This window comes from Leucobacter komagatae (genome assembly GCF_006716085.1).
GTDB lineage: Bacteria > Actinomycetota > Actinomycetes > Actinomycetales > Microbacteriaceae > Leucobacter > Leucobacter komagatae.
The window spans coordinates 2,010,447-2,032,992 of the sequence record NZ_VFON01000001.1 but is presented as its reverse complement, the minus strand read 5'-3'; the positions used below and the strand labels follow the sequence as shown (position 1 = coordinate 2,032,992).

The 22,546-nt window shown below is 61.6% G+C and carries 21 protein-coding genes; 9 read left to right on the top strand and 12 right to left on the bottom strand.

All coding sequences use genetic code 11. The features are described from left to right. The first annotated feature begins 21 nt into the window (after positions 1-21). Positions 22-1,002: a glycosyltransferase gene (locus tag FB468_RS09225; RefSeq protein ID WP_141887087.1), complete on the top strand. Its 981-nt coding sequence runs from the start codon at positions 22-24 to the stop codon at positions 1,000-1,002. Positions 1,003-1,012: 10 nt separating this feature from the next. Here FB468_RS09225 and FB468_RS09220 read toward each other — a convergent pair whose 3' ends face one another. Beyond that, positions 1,013-1,570, bottom strand: a complete 558-nt coding sequence (locus tag FB468_RS09220; RefSeq protein ID WP_141887086.1) for a TetR/AcrR family transcriptional regulator — start codon at positions 1,568-1,570, stop codon at positions 1,013-1,015. Positions 1,571-1,713: 143 nt separating this feature from the next. On the opposite strand from FB468_RS09220, the gene FB468_RS09215 reads away from it, so the two are divergent. Further along, positions 1,714-2,730, top strand: coding sequence for an SDR family NAD(P)-dependent oxidoreductase (locus FB468_RS09215; protein WP_141887085.1), 1,017 nt, complete (start codon positions 1,714-1,716; stop codon positions 2,728-2,730). Positions 2,731-2,776: 46 nt separating this feature from the next. Here the strand turns inward: FB468_RS09215 and FB468_RS17410 are convergent, their stop codons facing one another. Both FB468_RS17410 and FB468_RS17405 read right to left on the bottom strand, forming a co-directional pair. Further along, a complete protein-coding gene (locus tag FB468_RS17410; RefSeq protein ID WP_141887084.1) occupies positions 2,777-3,907 on the bottom strand; it encodes an ATP-binding cassette domain-containing protein in 1,131 nt (376 codons plus the stop codon). Further along, positions 3,891-4,757 (bottom strand): ABC transporter permease, encoded by an 867-nt coding sequence (locus tag FB468_RS17405; protein ID WP_141887083.1) that lies wholly within the window; start codon positions 4,755-4,757, stop codon positions 3,891-3,893. The genes FB468_RS17410 and FB468_RS17405 overlap by 17 nt, the downstream gene beginning before the upstream one ends. Positions 4,758-4,886: 129 nt before the next feature. Here FB468_RS17405 and FB468_RS09200 point away from each other — a divergent pair, with 129 nt between their 5' ends. Beyond that, the gene (locus tag FB468_RS09200; RefSeq protein ID WP_141887082.1) at positions 4,887-5,732 is read left to right on the top strand and encodes a glycosyltransferase; all 846 of its coding nucleotides are present in this window, start codon (positions 4,887-4,889) and stop codon (positions 5,730-5,732) included. Positions 5,733-5,739: 7 nt separating this feature from the next. Here FB468_RS09200 and FB468_RS09195 read toward each other — a convergent pair whose 3' ends face one another. The 4 genes from FB468_RS09195 to FB468_RS09180 form a co-directional block, all read right to left on the bottom strand. Beyond that, the gene (locus FB468_RS09195) at positions 5,740-7,875 is read right to left on the bottom strand and encodes an acyltransferase family protein (protein WP_141887081.1); all 2,136 of its coding nucleotides are present in this window, start codon (positions 7,873-7,875) and stop codon (positions 5,740-5,742) included. Positions 7,876-7,972: 97 nt separating this feature from the next. Continuing rightward, positions 7,973-8,863, bottom strand: coding sequence for a glycosyltransferase family 2 protein (locus FB468_RS09190; RefSeq protein ID WP_141887080.1), 891 nt, complete (start codon positions 8,861-8,863; stop codon positions 7,973-7,975). Beyond that, on the bottom strand, positions 8,851-10,500 hold the full coding sequence (locus tag FB468_RS09185; RefSeq protein ID WP_141887079.1) for a glycosyltransferase: 1,650 nt from the start codon (positions 10,498-10,500) through the stop codon (positions 8,851-8,853). Before FB468_RS09185 ends, FB468_RS09190 begins: the two co-directional genes overlap by 13 nt. A 1-nt stretch (position 10,501) precedes the next feature. Further along, the gene (locus FB468_RS09180; protein WP_246055954.1) at positions 10,502-11,008 is read right to left on the bottom strand and encodes an LbetaH domain-containing protein; all 507 of its coding nucleotides are present in this window, start codon (positions 11,006-11,008) and stop codon (positions 10,502-10,504) included. Positions 11,009-11,035: 27 nt separating this feature from the next. Between FB468_RS09180 and FB468_RS17610 the strand changes: the two genes are divergently transcribed. After that, complete coding sequence (locus FB468_RS17610; RefSeq protein ID WP_342777247.1) at positions 11,036-11,257, top strand: hypothetical protein; 222 nt, start codon at positions 11,036-11,038, stop codon at positions 11,255-11,257. Here the strand turns inward: FB468_RS17610 and FB468_RS09175 are convergent. Continuing rightward, positions 11,243-12,238: a Gfo/Idh/MocA family protein gene (locus FB468_RS09175; RefSeq protein WP_141887077.1), complete on the bottom strand. Its 996-nt coding sequence runs from the start codon at positions 12,236-12,238 to the stop codon at positions 11,243-11,245. The two genes, FB468_RS17610 and FB468_RS09175, sit on opposite strands and share 15 nt — an antisense overlap. A gap of 139 nt (positions 12,239-12,377) precedes the next feature. On the opposite strand from FB468_RS09175, the gene FB468_RS09170 reads away from it, so the two are divergent. Beyond that, the gene (locus FB468_RS09170) at positions 12,378-13,265 is read left to right on the top strand and encodes an ABC transporter permease (RefSeq protein WP_141887076.1); all 888 of its coding nucleotides are present in this window, start codon (positions 12,378-12,380) and stop codon (positions 13,263-13,265) included. A gap of 12 nt (positions 13,266-13,277) precedes the next feature. Next, on the top strand, positions 13,278-14,033 hold the full coding sequence (locus tag FB468_RS09165) for an ABC transporter ATP-binding protein (protein WP_141887075.1): 756 nt from the start codon (positions 13,278-13,280) through the stop codon (positions 14,031-14,033). A gap of 57 nt (positions 14,034-14,090) precedes the next feature. Here the strand turns inward: FB468_RS09165 and FB468_RS09160 are convergent, their stop codons facing one another. Genes FB468_RS09160 through FB468_RS09150 form a run of 3 tightly spaced genes read right to left on the bottom strand, consistent with a single transcriptional unit; the run spans position 14,091 to position 17,104 of the window. Then, positions 14,091-16,031 (bottom strand): DUF6541 family protein, encoded by a 1,941-nt coding sequence (locus FB468_RS09160; protein WP_141887074.1) that lies wholly within the window; start codon positions 16,029-16,031, stop codon positions 14,091-14,093. Next, positions 16,031-16,384, bottom strand: a complete 354-nt coding sequence (locus tag FB468_RS09155; RefSeq protein WP_141887073.1) for a DUF2304 domain-containing protein — start codon at positions 16,382-16,384, stop codon at positions 16,031-16,033. Before FB468_RS09155 ends, FB468_RS09160 begins: the two co-directional genes overlap by 1 nt. Before the next feature lie 6 nt (positions 16,385-16,390). Next, complete coding sequence (locus tag FB468_RS09150; RefSeq protein ID WP_170219691.1) at positions 16,391-17,104, bottom strand: glycosyltransferase family 2 protein; 714 nt, start codon at positions 17,102-17,104, stop codon at positions 16,391-16,393. Positions 17,105-17,228: 124 nt separating this feature from the next. On the opposite strand from FB468_RS09150, the gene FB468_RS09145 reads away from it, so the two are divergent. Then, positions 17,229-19,934 (top strand): LGFP repeat-containing protein, encoded by a 2,706-nt coding sequence (locus FB468_RS09145; RefSeq protein ID WP_141887071.1) that lies wholly within the window; start codon positions 17,229-17,231, stop codon positions 19,932-19,934. Here FB468_RS09145 and FB468_RS09140 read toward each other — a convergent pair. Beyond that, positions 19,921-20,364 (bottom strand): acyltransferase, encoded by a 444-nt coding sequence (locus FB468_RS09140; RefSeq protein WP_141887070.1) that lies wholly within the window; start codon positions 20,362-20,364, stop codon positions 19,921-19,923. The genes FB468_RS09145 and FB468_RS09140 overlap by 14 nt on opposite strands. A gap of 101 nt (positions 20,365-20,465) precedes the next feature. Here FB468_RS09140 and FB468_RS09135 point away from each other — a divergent pair, with 101 nt between their 5' ends. Both FB468_RS09135 and FB468_RS09130 read left to right on the top strand, forming a co-directional pair. Next, positions 20,466-21,431, top strand: coding sequence for a dTDP-glucose 4,6-dehydratase (locus FB468_RS09135; protein ID WP_141887069.1), 966 nt, complete (start codon positions 20,466-20,468; stop codon positions 21,429-21,431). Continuing rightward, positions 21,428-22,534 carry a DegT/DnrJ/EryC1/StrS family aminotransferase gene (locus FB468_RS09130; protein ID WP_141887068.1) on the top strand — a complete coding sequence of 369 codons (1,107 nt, stop codon included), beginning with the start codon at positions 21,428-21,430 and terminating at the stop codon, positions 22,532-22,534. The genes FB468_RS09135 and FB468_RS09130 overlap by 4 nt, the downstream gene beginning before the upstream one ends. Positions 22,535-22,546 lie beyond the last annotated feature (12 nt).

The window sequence follows — 22,546 nt, the reverse complement described above, 5'->3', positions numbered from 1 at the left end:
ACGTGCAACGAAAGGGTGGTCATGCGGGTCACGGCAGTACTGGTCGCCTTCAACCGACGCGAATTGCTGGGTGAGGCGCTCGACGCGCTCGCCGCGCAGTCGCGCCCGGTCGACCGACTCGTCGTCGTTGACAACGCGTCGACAGACGGCTCCGCTGAGGTCGCCGAAGAGCGGCTCGCCGCGTGGGGCGAATGCGCGAGACTCATCAAGCTCGACAAGAACACCGGGGGCGCAGGAGGCTTCGCCGTCGGGATCGCCGCGGCCGTCGTTGACGAAGAGACCGACTGGGTCTGGGTCATGGACGACGACACCGTTCCGGGCCCCGACGCGCTCGCTGGCGCGCTCGAAACCCACGAGCGCTACCGCGCTTCCGGCCCCGACGACCTCGCGGTGATGGGGTCGCGCGTCGTCTGGACCGACGGCGAAGACCACCCCATGAACACGCCGAAGGCGAAGATCAAGGCTGACCGGGCTGAGCGCGACCGCGCGGCGGCGGCGGGCGGCATGGAGATCCGCTCCATCTCGTTCGTGTCAGCGTTTCTGCGGGCCGCGCGCGTACGCGAACTCGGGCTTCCGCTCGCCGACTACTTCCTGTGGAACGACGACTTCGAGTACTCGGCGCGGCTGCTCCGCGGTGCCCGCGGCATCTACACGCCGGCCTCCGTCGTCACGCACAAGACCGCGAAACGCGGCTCGAGCGACCAAGACCCCGGCCCCCGCTTCTTCTTCGAGGTGCGCAACAAGCTTTGGGTCTTCCGCAGATCTGATGCGCTCTACGGCTGGGAGAAGTTCCTGTACTTCGGCGCGAGCGTCAGGCGCTGGCTTCGCACGTTCAAGGCCTCGAGCGACCGCGCCCAGCTGCGAGACTGCCTGAAGCGCGGCTGGCGCGAGGGCACCCGCACGAACCCGCGGTCGACGCGCGATGTGCTGCGCGACACGGGCGTGCCCGTTGACGTGATGATCGAGATCGAGCGCCTCGAAAAGGTCGAGCGCCGCGCGTAGGGTGCGGCGGCTAGCGCCGCTGTTCGCGTGTCAAGAAGCCCCACATCCACTCAGCGGCGACCTCCGGTGACGGGAGGGGATCCTGCGCTAACCACGCCTCGATCACGCCGAGGAGCGCGCCGGAGGTGCCCGCGGCCTCGATATCGACCGGGAGGTCGGTGAGGCGGCGATTCTCGGGCGAGAGGAGGATCCCGGCGCGCACGAGCGCGAGGATCCGGGCGCGCACGCGCGCAACGACGAGCGCAGACCCGCTGGGCCCGAAGACGCCACGGTAGAGGTCTGCGTGCTCGGCGAAGTGGTGCATGAAGCGCACGAGCTCCGACGGCGGGCGAGTCAGGTCGGTGATGACGACGGGCTCGTCGGCGCGCGCCATGTCAGTCTCGAGCTGCTCGAGCGCGGAAGCAAGTAGCTCCTCGCGGCTCTCGTAGTGCTGGTAGAAGCTTGAACGGTTCACGCCCGCGCGCTCGATGATGTCTTTCACCGTGATGTCGGTGATGGGGCGGGCGGCGGCGAGGCTAACGATCGCTGCGCGGAGGAGCTCCTGGGTGTGTGCTGCGCGGGGATCCATGTCTTCGATTGTCGCAGGAATTACGCCCGGGATTGCGCTCGGGGTTCGCCGGGAACGAAACCCCTAGGTCTCCGACACGTGTTGGAGTAGTCTGAGGGTGCTCGTCCTTGCGCAGGGCAGGGACACCCAGCGAGGGAGGCCCCATGTCTACACTCACCGCACATAGCAGCATCGGCGACTGGCTCGATCACCCCGAGGGTGGCGCCGCGATCCGCGCCATGCTCGCCCAGTCAGGCGGCGGCGCCGACTCACTCACGCCCGTGCGCGCGCTGCCGCTGCAGCAGCTCGTCGCGCTCAGCCAGGGCCAGATGCCCCAGTCGGTCGTCGACGACCTCGTGCGCTCCGTGAACGGCGGCGAGATCCCGGAAGACGCCGAGGGTGGCGCGTGGCGCGAGAGGGTCACTGGCGGCCGCTTCGACGGCAAGACAGTCATCGTCACGGGCGCCGCGAGCGGCATCGGCCGCGCAACCGCGTCGCGCATCGTGCGCGAGGGCGGCCGAGTCGTCGCCGTCGATATCTCCGCCGAGAAGCTCGCGGAACTCGCCTCGGAGCTTGCCTCGGTTGCGCCGGAGGGGAGCGTCGTGCCGGTCGCGGGCGACGTGACCAAGCAGAGCGACATCGACAGGATTGTCGCGGCGGCGGGGGAGCGCATCGACGGGCTCGCGAACATCGCCGGCGTGAACGACGATTCCTCGCCGATTCACGAGACGAGCGACGAGATCTGGGATCGCGTCATCGGTATCAACCTCACCGGCGTCTTCAAGCTCACCCGCGCGGTCGTGCCGATGATGCGCGCGGCCGGGGCGGGATCGATCGTGAACATCTCGTCTGAGGCGGGCATCCGTGGCAACGCGTCGGGCAACGCCTACACCGCTTCGAAGCACGGCGTCATCGGGCTCACGAAGAGCGCGGCATTTATGTACGCGACAGAGGGGCTGCGCGTGAACGCCGTCGCGCCGGGCGGCGTGGCCACAGGGATCCCGTTCCCTGCGAACGTCTCAGCGTTCGGCAGCGGGCGGCTGAAGCCCTTCCAAGACGCGATCCCGTCGGTCGCGACGGCGGAGCAGCTCGCGGCGTCGATCACGTTCCTCTTGAGCGACGACGGCGTGAACATCAACGGCGCCATCCTCACCTCTGACGGCGGCTGGTCGGTGCAGTAGGGCGGCGCTGGGCGCGCGGTCGCTGACCTCTGCCGGGGCTGTGCCCCTAGCCCTCGTCGTCGGCCTGGAAGTGGAGGCCCTCGTCGAGGGTAAAGACCGCGCGCCCGTTCGTGAACTCCATGACGCGGGGCTCGAACTCGTCGAGGTTGCCAACGGGGCCGCTCTGCATGAAGCCCCACGGGCCCGTCGGGCCGCCGCTGCGCACGTAGGCCGCGAGGAAGTTGCCCCCGCTCAGGCCATACGTGACCGGGTCGACGCGGCCGCGTGGGATGTGGCTCGTGATGAGGCCGCGCTCGAACTCTTGGAAGACCCCGCGGACGCGGTCGCCGGTCTCGCGCTGGGGGCCGATGGGGGCACCGAACTTCTCGGGGTCGGCCGAGTAGAAGTCGTAAATCGACCCGGTCACCGGGAAGACCGTCTCGACGAGGTCTGGGTTCGACTGCAGCCGCACGAGGGCCTCGTTGATCGGGCCGTCGAACACCGTGCGCCCGCGCTCGAGCACGATGCCGCGAGAGCAGAGCTTGCGAACCTGGTTCGCGCTGTGGCTGACGATGAACATCGTCTTGCCCTGCTCTTGCAGCTCGAGCATGCGCCGCTCGCACTTCTTTCGGAACTCGGCGTCGCCGACGGAGAGCACCTCGTCGACGAGGAGCGTGTCGAGCTCGGTGTGCACAGCGACCGAGAAGCCGAGGCGCGCGTACATGCCCGACGAGTACCGCTTCACCTCGGTGTCAATGAAGTCACCGATCTCGGAGAACGCGAGGATGTCGTCGAATCGCTCGTCAGTCTCCTCGCGGCTCATCCCGAGGATCGCGGCGTTGAGGTAGACGTTCTCGCGCCCCGTCAGGTCGGGGTGGAAGCCGGCGCCAACCTCGAGCAGGCCGGCGACGCGGCCGCGAACGCGAACCCAGCCGCTGTCGGGGTCCATGACGCCAGACAGCAGCTTCAGCGTCGTCGACTTGCCCGAGCCGTTTCGGCCCATGAGCGCGACGGACTGGCCCTCGGGCACCTCGAAGCTCAAACCGTCGACCGCGTTGAAATGCGTCGAGAGTTCTTTGCGCTGGATCGCGGAGATGAAGGCCTGCTTGAACGAGTGCGCGTGCTTGATCTTGAAGCTCTTGCTCACGTTCTCGAAGGCGATGACCGGCCGGTTGTCTGGCTCAGAGGTTCTGGGCAAAGGACCCCTCCAACTTCCTAAAGGTGAACTGCCCGATGATGAGCGTGCCGAGCGCGATGACCGCGGCGATAGCGGTGTGGAGCAGAATGTCTGTGGGGCGGGCATCCGTGGGGGCGATGGGCACCCAGAATGCGGTGTGGAAGAGCTCGACGGCCGCCGTGACCGGATTCACCATGTAGAGGTTGTAGAGCCAGGCCGGGGCGTGCTTGTAGACGAGCTCCCAGGAGTACAGCACCGGCGATGCCCAGGTCGCGAACATCAGGATCAGGTCGACGAAGTTCTTCGCGTCGCGATACGCGACGTTGATCGCGCCGAAGAAGAACCCGAGGCCAAGGCCGAAGGTCAGGATGAGCAGGATGCCCGCGAGGAACGCTCCAACGGCGAGCCAGCCGAACGTCCAGCCGAAGATCAGCGTGACGACGAGCAGCAGAATCGCCTGCGGGAGGAAGTGGACGAGACCGACCCCCACCGCGGCGAGCGGGAAGAGCGCGCGCGGCAGGTAGATCTTCTTCACGAGCGACTTGTTATCGGTGATGGCACTCGTCGTATTGCGGAGCACCTCGCTGAACAGGTTGACCGCGACGATGCCTGAGAACAGGTAGATCGGGAAGAGCGTGATGTCTTTCCGGCCACCGAGCAGCACGCCAAGCACGAGGTAGTACATGAGGAACTGCGCGGCCGGCCGGATGTACGACCAGACCCAGCCGAGGGCGGAGCCGTGGTACCTCGTCGAGATGCCCTTCTTGAGCAGTAGCGAGAGGAGGTGGCGGTGCCGGAGCACCCCGAGTAGCCCCCGGTCGGCCCCCGGCTTGCGGAAGTCGGGATCGTTCAGAATCGCGTTTGCGCTCACACGGGAAGTCTACTGGCCCGGGCTGTGGCTTACCGAGATGTGGCGTGGAGCCTGCCAGGGGCGACGGCCCCGGTGAGAGGACGGGTCGGCGCTCTTGGAAGAGTTCATCGCGAGTAGGCTTGGAACCCTATGGAAACCGTGCCGGAGTTCTCGCTGCTGTTGCCCGTCTACGCGGGCGACGATCCCTCGTTTCTGCGCCTCGCGTTCTCAAGCAGCGTCAACGATCAGACCCTCCGCCCGAGCGAGGTCGTCATCGTGCAAGACGGCCCGGTTCCTGCGCCGCTCGCCGAGGAACTCGCCCGCATCGAGGCAGAGAGCCCGGTGCCGGTCCGTGTCGTGCGCCTCGCTGCGAACGGGGGGCTGACCGTTGCGTTGAACGCCGGGCTTGAAGCTGTTTCGTACCCGGTTGTGGCCAGGATGGACGCTGACGACGTCTCCGCGCCTGAGCGGTTCTCGAAGCAGTGGGCCCTGCTGAGCCGCGGGTATGACCTGGTCGGGACGGGCATGGTCGAGTTCGAGTCCGATCCTGATTCGCCGAGCGCGCAGCGCATTCCGCCCGTCGGCGCGGAGCGGATTCGGGAGCACGCGCGAACCCACAACCCCTTCAACCACCCGACGATGATGTACCGCGTCGCGGCCCTCGACAAGGTCGGGCGGTACCAGCCGTTCGGCAAGATGGAGGACTACTGGCTCGGGATCAGGCTCATCGATGCCGGCGCCCGGGTCGAGAACATCGCGGAGCCGCTCGTGAAGTACCGAGTGGGTGCCGGTGCTTTCGCCCGCCGCGGGGGCTGGCAGGAGGCAAAGACCGAGTGGGCCCTTCAGCGCGAGATGCTGCGGATGGGGTTCGTGACCCAGGGGCAGTACCTGCGCAACGTCGTCATCAAGGGCGTCTACCGGCTCATGCCGGCTTCGCTCAAGCGGGTGCTGTTCCGGCGGTTTGTCGGCTCGGGGTTGCCTGGGGACCAGCAGTAGGGGCCGCTTACTCCCAGGACATCGCCCGATGGGCGGCCTCGAGCAAGCGCGGCTCAAGCGCGGGCGCCATCGTCGCCGCGTAGGTACTCGTCAGGTGGTTGTCGTCAAGGTACACGAACACGTTGCCGATGATGGCTGGGCAGCTGTCAGCATTGCACAGCAGATCCGTCATATCAACCGTGGCGATGCCTGGTTGTGCCAGCACATCGGCTGGATTCTCTTGCGCAAGAGCCTTGCCGCGCGATACACCGCAGTCTTGGTTCGCGCCGACTGTCGTAGCAATCGTACGGTCGCCGTCGGCGAGGGCGTCAGCGCATTCGTATGCATTGAATGAGAAACGCGGGTTATCTCTGATGAGGACTACCGGGGTGCCGTTCTGTTGCATGGTCTCAAGTGCGGTCTCCATCCCGTCTGGCACATGCTCGGTTTCGCCGTAGTCTGTTGCTTCGCCCTCGTTTGCGACTGGGGACCGCGTGCCGACCGAAATGATGAGGTCTGGTTCGAGGGTTTCGATTTCGGAGAGAACATCGCTCAGCCATGCATTGCAGGACGCCGAGTGCCCGGGGTCACTCGACGACTCGGCGTCGATGAGCGCCAGCGCGCAGCCCCCTCGCAAGAACGAATAGGTCAGCCAGTTGTGAGCCAACGCGATCTCCTCGATTGGGGCGAGCCACTGCTCTGCGTGAGAGTCGCCGATCACAGCAACGGTCAGGTTCGGTTCTTCCACCGGAAGGTACGAACATGCGGTGCCGTGTTCCTCAAAAGACATCGCGAATTGGTCTTCACAGCGCTCGGGGAGAGCACCCCACTCCCCATCGAGTTCTCCCGCGAAGGGGATGGGAGGGACCCGGTCGGGAACGATTGCATTGGCTTCGGCGTCGAGAGCAGCGGCCCCTGGATGGGTGGCGGCAGGGTCCATCGAAGCTAGCTCCGCCCTCAGTGACCGCTCGTGTTGCTGCAGTGACCAATGCAGTGTCGCGGTTGGGCCTGCGACAAGCAACAGTGAAGCGGTGATGACCACTACGCCGCGCCAGATGTTCTTGTTCGTCCATGCTGCATAACGCAAGCGATCATCCACCAGCCAAGTGAGGCCCCGTGCAAGGAGCATGGAGAGCAGAATCACCGCGAGCCCTTCGAACACGGTGAGCGCCACACCGCGCTTCAACTGAAGCGAGAAGATGAGAATGGGCCAGTGCACGAGATAGAGGGCATACGCGTCTCGCCCGATCGAGATCACTGGCTTCGTAGCGAGTGCCCTGGTGACAAACGGTGGCTTCTCTCCGCCGGTGCCTGCCACGATGATCGCAGCGACGCTCAGAACAGGCCAGAGCGCAAGATACCCGGGAAAGCCGCCCTGGACATCGAGGAGCATGCCACAGGTCACCAGGGCGGTGATGCCGACCCAGCCCAGGGCCCCGCGTGCCCAACGCGGCACGCGGATCATTGGGATTGCCACGGCGAGCAGCGCCCCCGCTGCAAACTCCCACAAGCGTGCCCCTGTATCGAAGTACGCGAACTCTTGACGAGTCTGTGTCGTGATGACTGAGTAAGCGAACGAAGCAAGGAACACAGTGCCAAAAGCCGCTGTTGCCGAGCCGCGGATGCTCATCCGTGTGCGACTTGAGACGAAGCCAATAAGGAGAAACAGCAAAGGCCAGAGCAAGAACACTTGCCCTTGAACGGAGAGCGACCAGAAATGCTGGACGGGGCTCGCCGAGGCCTTGTCAGCGTAGTAGTCGGTCGAGTTGAACGCCAACAACCAGTTTTCTGAATAGAACAGCGAAGCGCCAATTTCTTTGAACAGGTCGGGAAGTCTGCTGCCAGGGAACAGGAAGAAACCCGTGATGAGTGTTGCAAGCAAGACAACCGCAGCAGGGGGCAGCAGGCGTTTGAACGTTCGCACCCATTGCCGCGCGATACCGAGTGGTTTGCCACGCTCGAGTCGGCGGACGAAGGATCCGGTGAGGAAAAACGCCGAAATCATTAAGAAAGCATCGACCCCACCGGACACCCGACCGACCCAGACATGGTAGGTAACGACCAGGAGAATGGCGACAGCGCGTAACCCGTCGATGTCGTGGCGGTACGGCTCTGCCGGAGCGGGCGGCGCGGGGAACTGCTGAATCTTCTTGACTGCAAACATAGACCCGGCAAGTCTAGTTGCACGAGATCAATGAGCCGTCGCGAAGAAGCGTGCTGACAAAGAGTTGGGAAGGGAGCGGCTTTGCCGCCCCAACGCCCTACTTCACTCGGTCAATCTGAGGGTTGAACCGGATACCCTCCCACAGCTTCCCGCGCATCTGTCGGCGAAGCTTCTTGTCAACGCCCCCACGTCGCATCCCGAGCACGACCTGTGCAGCAAACATCAAGAAGTGTGGCTTTGAGCGGTGATGCCACTGGTAGGAAGCCTGATTTCGGGCACCGTACCCGAACTTCCATGCGTTCTTCTCGTCGACCATGCCCCAGTTGACGCCCCTGTTCTCGCCCATGTCGTGCACGGTGATGCTGTCGAGGACCTGGATGCCTGGGGTGTCGCGAGAGATACGGATGGTGTACTCGGCGTCATCAAACCAGATGAAGTACTCCTTGTACGGCAGGCCGTGCTCTTCGAGTACCCATCGCGGGACGAGCACCGAGACAAACGAGCACTGGCTTACCATGACCGACTGTTGCCCCTTGACGAGGAGACGTCCCCAGTCCCACGTTGGGACGGGATTGTTCATCTCGCAGATGTTGCCGTCGGTGAAAACAACGACAGAGCACGCAAACGGGACCTTGGGCCCGAGCTCGCCTACGGCGTCGTCCAACCCGCTGACAAGCTTTTCGAGTGCCGACGCCTCGGGGTAGCCGTCGTCGTCCATGATCCAGACGAAGTCGTCTCCGAGCTCGTACCCCCGGCGCATACCGGAAGAGAATCCGCCTGCTCCGCCCGTGTTGGTATCGAGAGACACGATTTCGAGGGGCAGAGTCGACGTGAGCTGCGCGAGGAACTCGCCTGTTCCGTCTGTCGAGGCATTGTCCACGATCACGAGGTGGGACGGCGCCAACGACTGCGACTCGACCGCAGCAATGACCTTCTTGAGTTTCTCGAGACGGTTGAACGTCACGATAACTGCGGCTACACCTGCCATGATTTGAAGAGCTCCTTCATCCAGTGATGCGCTGACGGGAGCGCTGAGAATTCCTTGACGCGTGCGAGCTGCGAATTCCAGGCGGCTTCGCGTGCCGCGTCCGAAGCATCATATTGCGCAATGAGCTCGGTCGCTTGCTTGATAAACGGTCTTGCCTGGCGAGGCAACAGCTCGCGCCCGGCCACGATCGTTCGCTGTGACCCGACATCCGTCGAGATTACGGGAATCCCTGCGGCGATTGCCTCGAACGTTGTCAGTGTGATGCCCTCGTTGATCGAGGTGACGACAAGCACGTCGCTCTCCGCCAGCGTTGTTGCTACGGGAGTATCCTCAAAGCGCTGTTCAATCACACCGGAAAGCCCGAACTGTGAGATAAGGCCATCGACAATGCTCCGCATCTCGCCGTCACCGTGCAGAATCGCACGGAACGGAGTGCCGTTCTTACGCAGTTTGCGCACGAGCCCGAGAAACACGTCGGGTCGTTTTTGCCGAGACAGACGGCCGACGAACGCGATAGTGATGGGTTTCGATCGGTCCCGTGGGGCGAAGGTCCCCGTGGAATCGACAGTCAACGCAGTGAGCGGAGCGAGGGCAATCTTGCTCTCGTCGACTCCCTGAACCACGCTGAGCCACTCGACGAGCTGCGGGGAGATTACATGGTGGGTATCGATGTACTTGTCGAAATGCACTGATATACCGGGATAGCCGCCCGCAAGGTACTCAACGATGTGTAGTGAATCCATCACTCGAATGTCGGGCCTGTGCTGAGTAATCCAGGGCAGCATCTGGTAAAGATACTGCGAGTGGTGCAGTACGATGCCCTGGACGTTGAAGTTCTCGAGAAGTGCGTGAGCGAACGCCACGTCTATCTGGTGCTCGTGGTGGTTGAAGCTCAAGGTGATAACGACGCAGCCGTCAAGCTCCGGCCGATCAAGCCAGGGGTGAACCGAGTTCTGATCGGTGATGACGATCGGCAAGAAGCCAGCGTCTTTCGCGATCTGTACGGACTCAACCGCCCAGCGCTCAGCACCACCGGTCTGCAGCCAGTGCATTCCGATAAGTACTGCGGGGGCCGCGTCAGACGGCGACGCGGCCGGGTTCTTACCCCAGTCCTCGAACGCGCGAGTGAGAACTGACTGTTCCGGGTCACTCGAGTAGCGCACGATCGGCTCTGCCGATCGATGCTCGCGGCGCTTCATAAGGAACTCGCGGACATCGTCAAGCAGTACGGGGCCGCGTTTCTCGAGCTCGCGATACACGCGGCGTGGAATTGAGAACTGCTCGGGTGGGCGAGTGGTGGCCGGAGATGCATCTGGGTGCGCCAGTCGAACGGTGCGCACGACTTCTTCCGTACCGGCTGGGCTGCCAGTTGCCGTGCTCAACACTGACAGCTCCGCGAGCACTGCCGTTCCCTTGGCGTTACCTCCAGGGAGCGTCGATGCATCAGTCAGAGCCGGGATCTGCGTAATCTCGCCGACCGTGACGCTGACACGGAGACGTGCCCCGGGGTGCAGCAGGGCGTGGTAGCTCAGCGCCGCGTCGAGCTGGCGCCGCTGAGCGGTGTTGAGACCAGCGACTAGCGACTGAAATTCAGCTGGGCTTTGCGGTTCAAACGGCAACTGTGGAGCTGCGGTCATGCTATGCCTCGTTCCAGCTGGGTGACGCCGGGTTGCGGTTCTCGCGCTCCCGCCACTGTGTGATCTCGTCAGCCAGCGCAGCTGGCATCCCCGAAAGATCGAGGGTCTCTAGCAGAAGGTCTCCCGAAGCATACGCTGACACGATGGCGTCGATGACCATGGCTTCAGTGCCCCTTCGCTCAAGCCCGATTGTGTTCACGCCATGGATCCTGAGCGGGGAGCCGTAGGCCTTGACGTGCGGGGGGAGATCTCGAGAAACGGGTGTTCCCATCCCCACCATGCAACCTGAACCGATAAACACACGCTGGTGCACGGAAGCATTCATGCCGATGTTGGCTCGTGACCCGATCACACAGTGGCCCCCGATCGACACACCGGCAGACACAGTTGCGCCCTCCCCGATGAGCACGTCGTGTGCAAGGTAGGCCCTGTTGAGTATCCAGGCCCCCGCGCCGACGGACGTCTCGCGGTAACTTCCCTGGTGAATCACGGCGCCTTCGCGGATCACCGCGCCCGAACCTATACGCACGCCGGCATGAGCGATATCACCTGCCCAAGCCGCATTCTGTTCCTGGTCCGTCATCTCGGGCGGCGCGCCAATCTGAGCACCGGCGCCGATCCAGGCATTGTCTTCAACCACACAGGGGCCAAGGATCACGGCGCCTGGGCCAATAGTGACGTCTGCGCCAAGTTCAACACCGGGGCCAACGAAGGCGAGCGGGCTGATGCGTTCATCCACGGGCTAGGCCTTGGTTGAGACGAGAACGGTGGTCTCCGTCGAAGCAGCTTCAAGGGCCGCCTCGCAGACGCGCAACACTTGCAGTCCCTCTCGCAGCGTCACCGCTTCGGAGGGCTTACCAAGGATGCGGTCGCGGAACGCCTCGTGCTCGACCTTCAGCGGTTCGCGCTTCTCGAGCTGGAATCTGGTGACAGTGCCCTCGCTCACACCGCGGAACGATGTGACTGCCTCCCACTCCGTGGCCACAGTACCGTTCTCATAGAACGTGAGGTCACCAGTCAGAGTGTCTGCAACGAACGCGCCACGCTCACCTGTCACGATGGTGAGTCGCTCTTTGAATGGGGTAAGCCAATTCACCAGGTGGTTCGTCATCACGCCGTTGCTCAGCTTTGCCGAGATGCTGACCATGTCTTCATGCTCGCGCCCACTGCGGAACGTCGTCTGCGCAGATACGTGCTTGAAATCTGCGCGGGCAAGCCACGCTGTCAGGTCGACGTCGTGGCTGCCGAGATCCTTCATCACCCCAACGTCGGCGATACGGGCGGGGAAGGGCCCCTGGCGTCGGGTGTGGACCTGGTAGACCTCGCCGAGGTCACCACTGTCAAGCCGCTTGCGCAGGCTCATGAGCGCAGGGTTGAAGCGCTCGATGTGTCCGACGGCGCCGGTGAGCCCGCGTGACTCGAACGCTTCGACGAGACGCTCGCCAGCCTCGAGGGAGTGCGCAACTGGCTTCTCAATCAGCGCGTGAATCCCTGCTGCGGCCAGCTGTCCGCCGACCTCTTCGTGAAGATGCGTCGGAACGGCAACAACCGCCGCATCGATACCGTGCGCGATGAGATCCGCTACCGAAGAATAGAGCGGGAGTGGGCCCGCGACGCCGTGCGGGTCCCCGAGAGCGTCAGCAACCGCTACGAGTTCGAATCCCCGGACCTCCCGAGCGACGCGTGCGTGGTGGCGCCCCATCATCCCGAGGCCGATGACTCCGATCCTGATGCTCATGGATCTCCTTCGCAGGTGCGTTAGTGCGGAATGTACGGATCAATCGTATCTTGCGCCAACCGGGAGTTTGGTAGACTCGTCCGCCGTACCCATGTGCGCCGTAGGTTTGCTGCGCACTATTGACTGCGGAGAGGACTCAATGTCGCTCGTGAACCCGGATCTGCAGGGACTGGATCTCTCGGACTACGCCGTGCCAGGGCGCGGGAAGGGGCTTCTTGAAGTCTTCCGATGGCGGTATCTTTTGCGCCTGCTCGTGCGCAAAGAGACAGCGACTCGCTACCGCAACTCAGCGCTAGGTTGGCTGTGGTCGTACGTCCGCCCCGCGGCTCAGTTCGCTATCTTTTACGTCGTGCTTGGCATGTTCCTGCAGATGAACAAGGGCATCGATAACTTTGCCCTGTACCTATTCTCGGGCATTATCGTCGTCAATTTCTTTAGCGAAGGGTTTGCAAACGGGACCCGCACGCTAGTCGATAATGCGCACCTTGTGCGCAAGATCTTCCTGCCTCGGGAATTGTTCCCCGTCGCTGCGGTCATCGTTTCGTTTGTGCACTTCCTGCCGCAGATGGGCGTCCTACTTGTAGTGTGCGCATTCTTCGGGTGGGTGCCAAGCGTAATGTCGCTCCTAGCAATTCTGCTCGGCCTGCTTACGTTGCTCGTTTTCACCCTCGGCCTGGGGATGCTGTTCGGCTCGGTCAATGTTCCCTTCCGGGATGCCCAGAACTTTGTCGAACTCATCTTGCTTTTCGCGACCTGGGCTTCCCCGGTGCTCTACTCCTGGAAGATGGTTGCGCGTGTCGCACCCGAGTGGCTCCTGAACATCTACATGGTCAACCCGCTCACGAGCGTCGTGCAGTTGTTTCACTATGGCTTCTGGGCGCCCGTGACTGACGGTGCGTTTGAGTCAGAATTCCCAGCGGGCCTGTGGAGCTACGCAGGTATTGCGCTGCTTATCTCGGTCGTCGTCTTGGTTGTCGGGCAGAGCGTGTTCCGCGCTCTCGAGCCGAAGTTTGCGCAGGCCCTCTAAGTGAGTACGGATATGAAGAGCATTGATCACCGGCCTGCCGTAATCGTTGACGCGGTCACAAAGCGGTTCAGCTTGAAGCACACCCACTCGATGAAGGAAACGTTCATTGCGTGGACCAAGCGGAAGCAGCTGACCTCAGACTTTACGGCGCTCTCCGACATGAGCTTCGTCGTCCCTGAGGGTGAGTCCGTTGCCATCATGGGGTACAACGGCTCCGGCAAGTCGACGCTGCTTAAGCTGATGTCTGGCGTGCTCCGCCCCGACACAGGCAAAGTGCTCACGCGTGGGCACGTGGCTGGCCTTATCGAAGTGGGAGCGGGCTTCCACCCCGACCTGACCGGGCGTGAGAACGTGTACCTCAACGCCGCAATCCTCGGTATGCAGAAGGCTGAGATCGACGCAATCTTTGAGCAGATCGTTGACTTTGCCGAGATCCGTGAGTTTCTTGACCAAGAGGTCAAACACTATTCGTCGGGTATGTTCATGAGGCTCGCCTTCTCCGTGGCGATTCACGTGCGTCTCGATATCTTGCTGGTCGACGAGATTCTGTCAGTTGGCGACGCACCGTTCCGCGAGAAGTGCAAGCTCAAGTTCGAAGAGATGATCGCAGAACGCAAGACAATGGTTGTTGTGAGTCACGACATGGAGATGGTGCGTCAGCTGTGCTCGCGCGGCATAGTCATCAAGCGCGGCAAACTCCGGTTTGATGGGCCGATCGAAGAGGCCGTCGCCTATCTGGAGTCAGAGGCGTACCAGCTCGACGACTAGACGCTGCTGCAACTGAGGCCTGCCGCCCAGATTCCCTCCGGGCTGCAGACCTTTCTTCTAGTCGCAGTCGACGCGGTAGAGAGCTGCGTCTCCTTCGCGATCAATCTCCGTGACCACGGGTGACTGCGCGATATCGCTGAGGCCAGAGTACTTCTTATAGAGCTCGTCTTCACCGATGCTGTATCGCTCATCGCCGAAGTCCAGCATGTAACTTACTCCGAGCTCCCGAACGAGCGGGCACGCAGCCTCACCAAGCATCGAGAACTCCGCCGCCAACTCACCCGAGGAGATACTGTAGTTCCCGTTCAGATGAGCAAACAGCACTTCGCGCTGGGCGATCGCGAGCGCGAGGCCAGTCCCAGTCCAAGGATCCCCAGCAATGAGGGCGTCCGCTGGCACTTCGTCCGGCAGCCGTTCAAGAAGTGTGCGTTCATCCTCTGAAAGAAGCATCCCAGCCGGGTTATGGAGATCTTGTATCCAGCGCGTTTGAAGAGCCAAGCCTTGTCCACGAGCCCCGGTGAGGATCAGTGCAAATACTACTACGGCCCCGACAGCGGGGAGGTATTTGCGAGCTCGCTCCGAGACCCTCTCTGGATCGACGTTCTTCAGCCCAGCTGTGACGTAGTCAAGCAACTTCGCGCACGCGACCGCTGCAAGCGGAATCGCTCCGATGGGCAGCAGTGCGGCGAGCCTGTGCGCGTCGTTGTACCAGGCGCCTGTAATGGCGTCTCGAACGGAGCCGCTTAGGCCGCTAGCGACGACAAAAAGCCCAAGGGCAACGCCGTAGGAAAGAATCAACCACCGGTGTCGACGTGTGACTAGCAGTACTGCGACCCCACCTGCGACGAGCACTGTTAAGAACCAGGCGCGCGTATCGAGCATCTGAGCGTTCGAGATGCCGTTCACGAACGCTTGACCGACACTGTTGCCGAACTCTCGCTTGTTGTCCCCGGTCCGTACCCGCGACCAGATGATCACGTACAAGGTAATGACGGCGATAATTGTTCCGAGCCGAAGACTCTTTTGTAAGCGGCTCAGGCTGAGCTTCCGTACATCGTTTGCGGTCACAAGCAGCATTGGTACGGTGAACGCAGCGATACCAAAGAGTGCATTTGGATGAGCCAGCGTGGCAGCGCCAACCGCGCCAACCGCTGCGATCCAAAGGGAGACGAGCGGGGCTTGCGAGTGCGTTTGGCGGTGCCGCAAAGCGGGATAGATGAATCCAAGCGCAAACGGGATGAGCGCAGTAGACAGGAGATTCGGGTAGAGAACTCCCCACGCAAGGAGGAGGTAAGGAAACGCGGTGAAGTTCGCTGCCAGCACGGCTCCAAGAATGAGGTGGGCCGGCCGTTTGACAAAGAAGGGGCGACTGAAAAAGAGAATACCAACGGGCCAGATCCAGGAAGACGTAACGAGCGCGACGGCGTTTGTTGCAACAGGCACGCTCGCACCAACGATCTGCGCAACAAGCGCCACCGCGGAATGCCACAACGTGGGGTAGAAGGCTCCGTTTGTCCCCGGGGAGGAGAGATCCATGTGGAAGGGTGAGGGGTCGCCCGTAAGGAGAATCTCGGCTACCGCGTTGACATGGAAGACTCCGTCATACGTCTGAGAGATGTTCTCGGGCGAGCCGATAGCCTGAACGATTTCCACCCCGATGAGCAGCCCCGCAAGGATCACTGCCACGGCGACCCAGAGCGATGAGCGCAGGGTAAGCAGAGTGGAGGGAGGCTTCACGTGGCTGGTAATGAAGTAAAACGGAAGGCCAGCCAGTGCCAAGGCCACGGCTACGGCAGCAATAGGCAGAATCCCCCATGAAACCCCAAGCGCCGGGGCTCCTATCGAAGCAAGAGCGATGCTGGCGATCGAAGCTGCTACGGATCCGGCGACGAGTGTTAGACCGCGAAGCCGGAGTAGCCATGCGACCGGAAGGCCCGGAAGCGTCACCAGCGCGAGTGCGGCTACAACCGCTGGAAAAGCCTGAAACCAGTCAGACACTAGCCGTCCTTCGAATCGTCACGTTCGGTGAGGCGTGCTTCCATAAGGGCGACGGCACGCGCCAAATCTGTGACACGGGCATCGCTCCGAGCCTTCGCCCGGACAGTCATCACTGCAAAGACGAGCGCGGCAACGACCGAAAGGTACAGCAGAAGGTCTGCGCCCCGACCGATGCCAAAAAAATTCGCAATCATCGAGAGGAGTTGCGGGAAGAGAATTGCAGCGACAGCGGCAACAACGAAGAGAATGGCGACAATGCGTTTGATAGCAAGTGACTTCTCGCCCGGGAGCGAGCGCACCGCAAACGCAACGCTCGTAACGACGAGTGCGATGAGGAGAATCTGAAAGAGCATGCGCACCTACCTGATGATGAGGTCGACGAGAATGTTGACGGAGTTCAACAGTGACTGACCCTTCGCCTTCGAATAGTCTGTGTACAGGACTTCAACGGGCTGTTCTGCAAACGGGAGTTTTGTCTTACCGAGCTGAACGACGATCTCGGTCCCGTGTGCCATCCTGTCCTGACGAAGTTTGACTTGTCTGAGAGCGTCATCACGAATGACACGAAGCCCGTTGTGTGCGTCAGTGAGTTTTGTTCGGGTAGTGATGTTTGTCACCCAGACGGCGGTCTTCAGCACAATCTTCTTGAGCAATCCAGGCTTAGTGCGATCATCGAGGAATCGTGATCCGAACACGATAGCGAGATTGTCTGCTCGGGCGCGATCCACCATAGCGAGAGCATCTTCCACTCGGTGCTGGCCGTCGGCGTCGAAGGTGACGACGTAACGAGCCCCTTGTTCGAGTGCAAATTCAAATCCCGTCTGGAGGGCGGCGCCCTGGCCTAAGTTGATCGGGTGCCTGAGCAATCGTGCACCAGCGTAGCTCGCAATGCTGCCGGATCCGTCAGTTGAGCCGTCATCAATGCATACAACATGGGGAAACTCGGTCAACAGGCCCCGAATCACGCCTCCGATGACCTCCGCCTCGTTGTAGAGCGGGATGACGACCCATACGTCAGAGTTCCGATGCGCGCTTGGCGCGCTGTTTGCGGGGCCAGCGTTCATAGAGTCCATTGTGGCAGACGTAGCGTGGATACGCCCGCAGCTGAGGATCACTCTAACCTGTCACTCGTGCAATATGGAAGTTATGCTTGAGAGTTAGAGTCTGTCCGAGGGGAGCCCAATGAGAGCCGCGCGCATGAACCTGTTGCTTTGCGCTATTGCAACGATGGCCGCCTTTGGCGTCCTGCTCGGCGTAGTGAGCCCTATACCAGCCGCAGCAGCTGGCCCGTCAGACGGATTCGACGCGTCCAACATCATCGATGATGAGTTGTTCTATGACGGCAACGCGATGACGGCTTCTGAAGTTCAGACGTTTCTAAACCAGCGACTGCCGCAGTGCTGGCTTGGGCGGCCCGGATATGAAGTCGGCAAAGCGGTTACTTGGGGTGGAGTTCGCACGACCCTGGCTTCGAAGTGCACCAAAGATCTTGTTTCCCCAACTCAGAGCCGAGCCTCAAATGCGTATTGCTCGGCCTATATAGGGGGCGGTAACGAGACGGCGGCGCAGATCATTCAAAAGGTTGGGAAAGCCTGCGGCATCAGTCAGCGGGTCCTCTTGATCACGCTTGAAAAAGAGCAGAGTTTGATTAGCGACCCCTGGCCAAACAATGAGCAGTACTTTCGCGCCATGGGGTACGCGTGCCCTGACAGCGGGCCAGGCGGCACGGCAAATTGTGATCCAAAGCTCGGCGGTTTCTTCCAACAGGTGTATCGAGCTGCCTGGCAGCTCAAGGTATACCGAGCGTTCCCAAACAGTTACAGCTACAAGCCGTTTCAAAATAACTACATTCAGTGGCACCCTAACGCCAGTTGCGGTGGTTCAACTGTCAATATTCAGAACTGGGCCACGGCAGCCCTATACATCTACACGCCATACCGCCCCAACCAGGCTGCCCTGAATGCTGGCTGGGGAACAGGCGACGCCTGTTCAAGTTACGGAAATCGGAACTTCTACAACTTCTACACGTCGTGGTTTGGTTCCACGCGAGGATTCCGTGTGTCTGGCGATATCGCTACGTACTGGCGGGCGAATGGTGAGTCAAGTGGTGTTTACGGTGGTCCAACTGGACATTCCACTTACTACACGACGCGCTATCCGGCGGGGGTTTGGCTGCAGTACTTCTCAGGCGGCATCATCTCAACCGAGTTGAACACGGGCAAAACAGTCGGCATCCCATTTGGCCACGTCTTTAACTACTACAATTCTGAAGCCGGTGGCATTAGAGGTGAGCTCGGAGCTCCTGTATCGGAAGCGACTGCGTACGCGCCAAACGGTGGTGCCACGTTGCAGTTTTTTCAAGGCGGTCTTGTTATTGTCGCCAAGCGCGAAGACACCGTCAGTAGTGTGAACTACGGACCAGTTTACGATCTTTATAACAACTCAGCGGGCGGAATCTATGGGGAGCTTGGGTACCCGCTGGGAGCCTTGAAAAGCTACAGGGGCGGCAAACTGCAGCAATTCCAGGGTGGCGTCATCACCCAGGTTTCAGGCGCACCGTCACCGGTCTTCGTTGCCGGACCGTTCTATTCGCACTACAACTCCAAATCGGGCGGAATTTACGGGCGACTGGGGTTTCCCGTAGGCAGTGAGCGTACGCTTGGCGATGGTTCCTTTATCCAGGAATTCGAACGGGGATATCTCTACCGCAAGGGGTCAGGTGCAGTCGTGGAGGTTAGCGGAGAAGCATGGATCGCAGAGACGGTCGCCAATACGCAGGGGACGCCTCTGGGAAAGCCCACAGGTGCATCGGTCGTGCTTGTGGCGGACGGTGGAGCTACGCTAACGCAGTTTGAGCGTGGTGTCATCGTCGCCGAGCATCGGACCTCGAAAACTTCGTCTGTCTCGGGCGGCATATACGCGTATTACAACTCACAGGCCGCAGGTGGAGTCTACGGCGGGTACGGATACCCGGTCGCGAACCCGATTGTCTATTCCGCGAACGGCGGGGGGACTCTGCAGGTCTTCCGCAACGGCATTCTCTTTTCTGGGGCGAGTGCCGACACCGCGACAGGTATGCGGACGAATGGCGTAATCTTCCAACGTTATAACTCGAACGAAGGCGGAATCTATGGTTGGCTCGGGTGGCCAATTGGAGATGAGGTCGTCGGCGCTGGGGGTACCCGTTCTCAGAGCTTTCAGAACGGCAGGATTACAGCCGACGCCCGGGGAGTAACTCTAGCGCTCCCATACGCCACGAGCGACAACTACAGGGAGAACGCTACCAGCCTCGGCGCGCCGGCGGGCGGGACCCGAAAGTATGAAGTTGCTGGCGGCGCTTGGCTCAGCTTCTTCGACAAGGGCATCATCGTGGAGTCCCAGAAAGACGGCACCGCCGGAGCCATGCTGTACTCGAGCTCGTTGTACCAGCACTACAACGGCAAGGCAGGTGGAATTTACGGTTCGCTCGGACTCCCAACTGCTGATGAAACGACCGACAGCAGCGGCGCAAAGATCCAAGCTTTCCAGGAGGGCACGCTTCGCTCGTACAAGGGCGGTCCGGTTCGAGACTTCTCGCAGCCAGCCCTCAACAGGTATCTCGCCGCGGGGGCTGAGACAAGCGTGCTCGGAGCGCCCGCTGGAGACCAGAAGGCATACACCGCTAACGGCGGCGGAACTCTGCAGTTCTTCGCGAGGGGCCTCATCACCACGGAGAGTAAAACCAACACGACGGTGATGCTCCCGGAGGGACCGATCTACACCTACTACAACCAGGTTGCAGGAGGCATCTACGGCACGCTCGGATACCCGACTTCCGAGCAGACGACGGCCGGTGGCGTTACGACCCAGAAGTTCCAGAACGGAACACTGACGTACGCCAACGGAACCGTTACTCGGAGCTAGCCTCAGGCAAGAACTTTTTTGCCCCGCCCTCTACAACAACAGCTGGGACTCCTCGGAGCAGGCTGTAGGGCGGGGCGATTGTTCCTTCTTTGACGACTGCGCCAGCCGCGATCGCCGAGTGGTCACCGATCTCGGCGCCCATGAGCACGACAGCCTGAGCGCCAATATAGACGTTGCGGCCAATCACAACCGATCGTCGCTCGATGGGGGCTTCACCCTCCGACACGCATCGCGCCACCGTCGAATGGGTGTAGATGTGTGCGCCGGCGCTAATGTTGCAGTCCTGGCCGATGGTGAGTCCGCCGCTGCCATCGATTACGGTGAATGCGCCAATCCAGCACCCCGGAGCGATCTCGGGCTCGCCGAGAATCCAAGCGTGCGGATGGTAGGGGTTCGCAGGCAATCCGCCGTGCGCCTCAGTCTCGTTCACAGTGCTCCTCTGAACTCGCCGGTGGTAGGGTGGGTCGAGTTCGCGCGGCAGATCTAGATGCTCCCGCGGATGGATCGTAGTCCAGCTGAGAGGAAGCTTACATGTCGATTCGGTCACGCTCTGTGCTCGTTACTGGCGGTGCCGGGTTTATTGGAAGTCACCTGGTTGACCAGTTGATCAATGAGGGGGCCAGCAAGGTCGTTGTCGTCGACAACTTCTTCCTGGGCAACGAACATAACCTCGATGATGCCAAGAAGACCAGCGCAGATCTTGAGGTCGTTCGCCTTGACGCTTCGAACCTCTCGGCCATGCAGGACGTCGTCGACCAGCACGGTATTGAGACCGTCTTCGATCTCGCGACGATTCCGCTCCCGACCTCGCTCGCCTACCCCCACTTCACGATGCAGACCAACATCGGCATCACCAGCGCTTTCTGCGAGATCGCTCGTCGCGGCTCGATCGAGCGTCTCGTGCACTTCTCCAGCTCGGAAGCGTACGGTTCGGGTCGTTACGTTCCCATGGACGAAGACCACCCGCATGACGCGCTCACCCCTTACGCGGCGGCAAAGTCGGCGGAAGACCACATCATCCGTTCGTTCGTGAGCACTTTTGGCATTGACGCCACAATCGTGCGCCCGTTCAATAACTACGGCCCCCGACAGAACCCCGGTTCATACGCAGGCATCATCCCGATCGTCGTGCAGCGTGTGCTCGACGGTGAGCCGATCCTGATCCACGGTGATGGTGAGCAGTCGCGCGACTTCACCTTCGTCCGCGACACGGCACGTTTCGCGGTCCAGATTCACGATAACCCTGAGTGCCGCGGCAAGGAACTCAACGTCGCGACCGGTGTCGGCACCTCGATCAACACGCTCGTCACCAAGATGCTTGAGATCATGGGCAAGTCGAACCACCCGGTCGAGCACATTGCAGAGCGTCCGGGCGACGTTCGCCGTCACATGGCTGACGTGACGAAGCTCAAAGGCTTCTTCAACGATCAGCCTGAGGTTCTTAACCAGGACGCGCTCGCCGAGACGATCGCCTTCTACGAGAAGGTGCTCGGATGAGGCTCAACGTTCCGGATCTTGGCAGCGAAGAACTCGCTTCCATTGCGGAGGTGCTCGAGTCGGGTTACCTGACTCAGGGGCCGAAGGTCGCCGAGTTTGAGCGCCTCGTTGCTGAGCACGTGGGCGTTGAGCACGCGTTCGCGACGAGCTCCGCTACCACCGGTATTCACCTCGCGCTTCGTGCCGCGGGCGTTGAGCCCGGCGACGAAGTGATCGTGCCTGACTTCAGCTTCCCCGCGACCGCAAATGCGGTAATTCAGCAGGGCGCTATTCCGGTCTTCGTGGACATTAACCTTGCGACTTTCAACATGAACCCCGCGCTGATCGAGAGCAAGATCACCGAGAAGACTGCGGCGATCATGCCCGTGCACGCCTTTGGTCTGCCCGCGGACATGGATGCGATCAACGAGATCGCCGCGCGCCACAACCTGCCGGTTATCGAGGATGCGGCGTGCGCTCTTGGCGGCACCTTCAAGGGTCGCGAAGCAGGCTCGCTTGGTACCGCTGGCGTGTTCTCGTTCCACCCGCGCAAGATCATCACCACGGGTGAGGGCGGTCTGGTCTCCACGCAGAACGCCGAAATGGCCGAGCGTATTGCGGTGCTGCGCACCCACGGCGCAGTTCGCGGCTCGCACTTCATGTCGTTCGTCGAGGCGGGGTACAACTACCGCCTGAGCGATGTGCTCGGTGCCATCGGTGTAGTGCAGATGGGCAAGCTGCGCGACCTCGTCGCAAAGCGACAGGAATTGGCTGGCGTTTACAACCGTCTCCTGGCTGGCGTTCAGGGCGTGCAGACGCCGACCGTGCCCGCCGAGACCACGCACACCTACCAGTCTTACGTCGTGCTGCTCGACGCGAAGTACGACCGCAACGCAGTCATCGACGCGATGCGTGAGCGCGGTATTGAAACTACGCTTGGTACCTACTCGATGCACCTCCAGCCCTACTTTAGTGAGCGTTTCGGTATCGCTGATGAAGAGCTGCCGCAGGCGACGCGCGCCCACAGCTCGGCGCTCACGCTGCCGCTTTACCCCCAGCTCACCGAAGCCGAGATCGCATCGGTGTGCGAGACGCTCGGCGAGGTACTGGCAAGCCAGGGCTAATCACGCTGTGTT